Raw genomic sequence first — 1,837 nt, forward strand, 5'->3', positions numbered from 1 at the left:
TGCGGAGGTGCTGCGCTAAAGTAGATCGATCCAACCCAGGTTTTGATCATGCGCTTTGCCCTCCGCTTCCTTTCCACCCGTTCAACCCGACCGGTGTTTGCCTTGGCTGGCGCCTGCCTGGCCCTGGGCTTGACGGCTTGCTCCACCACCAGCCCTGATGTCATCAAGCCAGGCGATGCCCAAAGGCTTTCGCAAGTCTCCGACGCCGTGGTGCTGGGGGTGCGGCCGGTGACGGTGGAGGGGTCCCAGAGTGGCATCGGTGCCGCAGCGGGCGCCGTGGTCGGCGGCATCGGCGGCAGCATGGCCAGCAGTCACAACCCGACTTCCGCCGCCGTGGGCGTGGTGGGGGCCGTGGTGGGGGGTGTGGTGGGCAATGCGGTCGAGCGCTTGGGCACCCGTCAGTCCGCCCTGGAGATCCTGCTGCAGATGCCCAGCGGTGAGCGGCGGGCCATCGTCCAAGCTGCAGGCAGCGAGAGCTTTCAGCCCGGCGATGCCGTCATCCTGGTCACCACCGGCGGCAAGACCCGCGTGATGCTCGCGCCGAAGACGACGCCGGTCGCACCCGCTGCGCCCGCGGTCCCGGCTTCCAACGTGCGTTGAGCGCTCTGCCATCGCCATGCGTTTTTTGATCGGTCGGGCGCTGCGGCGGCCTGCTTTGGCTCTGGCTTTTGCCAGCCTCTCAACCGGTTTGTTGCCGGGGGTGGCTTTCGCCAAACCGGCTGCAGCGAGCCCTCGTGCGGCAGCGGCCCACGTCAACATGGCGGGCAAGGCCACCGACGCCTGGTTGCCCGTGACCCAGGCAGAAGGCATCAGCGAATGGCGCCTGCCCAATGGCCTGCAGGTGCTCCTGATCCCGGATGCCGCGCGGCCTACCACCACCGTGAACCTGACCTACCGCGTGGGTTCGCGCCATGAGGGCCTGGGTGAAACCGGCATGGCTCACCTGCTTGAGCACCTGCTGTTCAAAGGCTCGCCCAAACACCCCAAGGTGTGGGCCGAGTTCACCCAGCGCGGCCTCAGTGCCAACGGCAGCACTTGGCTGGATCGCACCAACTACTACGCCAGCTTTGCCGCCAACGAGGACAACCTTCGCTGGTACCTCAACTGGCAGGCCGATGCGATGGTCAACAGCTTCATCGCGCGCAAGGACCTCGACAGCGAGATGACCGTTGTGCGCAACGAAATGGAGATGGATGAGAACAGCCCGGGCCGCGTCCTGCTCGAAAAGACGCTGGCGACGATGTACCAGTGGCACAACTACGGCAAGTCCACCATCGGCGCACGCACCGACGTCGAGGGCGTGGACATCTCGCAGCTGCAGGCCTTTTATCGTCGGCATTACCGCCCTGACAACGCCACGTTGATCGTGTCCGGTCGCTTCGATGTGCCTCGCACATTGGCCTGGATCCGAGGGGCTTTTGCCCCCATCGCCAGGCCCAAGGCGCCCTTGCGCGAGCCGTACACGCTGGACCCCGTCCAGGATGGCGAGCGCAGCGTCACCTTGCGGCGCAGCGGGGGTGTGCCCTTGCTGTACGCGGGCTACCACGTGATGCCTGGCGCCCACGCCGATCACGCAGCGGTTGCTTTGTTGTCGTTGATCTTGGGAGACACCCCATCCGGTCGCTTGCACAAACAACTGACCGAACGTCGGCTGGCGGCATCCACCTTCGCGTTTTCTCAAGGACTGGCCGATCCAGGCTTTTTCATCGCCGGCGTTCAGCTGGGCTTGGACCAGGAGGTCGGCCCCGCCCGAGAGGCGTTGCTCAAGGCCGTTGAATCGTTCGCTTCGCAGCCCGTGACCGAAGCGGAGCTGGCCCGTGCCAAGGCCCGCTGGTTG

2 protein-coding genes are annotated in these 1,837 nt (G+C 65.8%); both read left to right on the forward strand.

All coding sequences use genetic code 11. The annotated features are described in order from the left end of the window. The first annotated feature begins 48 nt into the window (after positions 1-48). A complete protein-coding gene (locus B2W70_RS16305) occupies positions 49-600 on the forward strand; it encodes a hypothetical protein (protein WP_286747260.1) in 552 nt (183 codons plus the stop codon). 100 nt (positions 601-700) lie between these two features. Next, positions 701-1,837, forward strand: a 1,137-nt coding sequence (locus B2W70_RS16310) for a M16 family metallopeptidase (RefSeq protein WP_286747262.1), incomplete at its 3' end; no start/stop codon positions are given.

This window comes from Aquabacterium sp. UBA2148 (genome assembly GCF_002328915.1).
Lineage (GTDB): Bacteria > Pseudomonadota > Gammaproteobacteria > Burkholderiales > Burkholderiaceae_C > Aquabacterium > Aquabacterium parvum.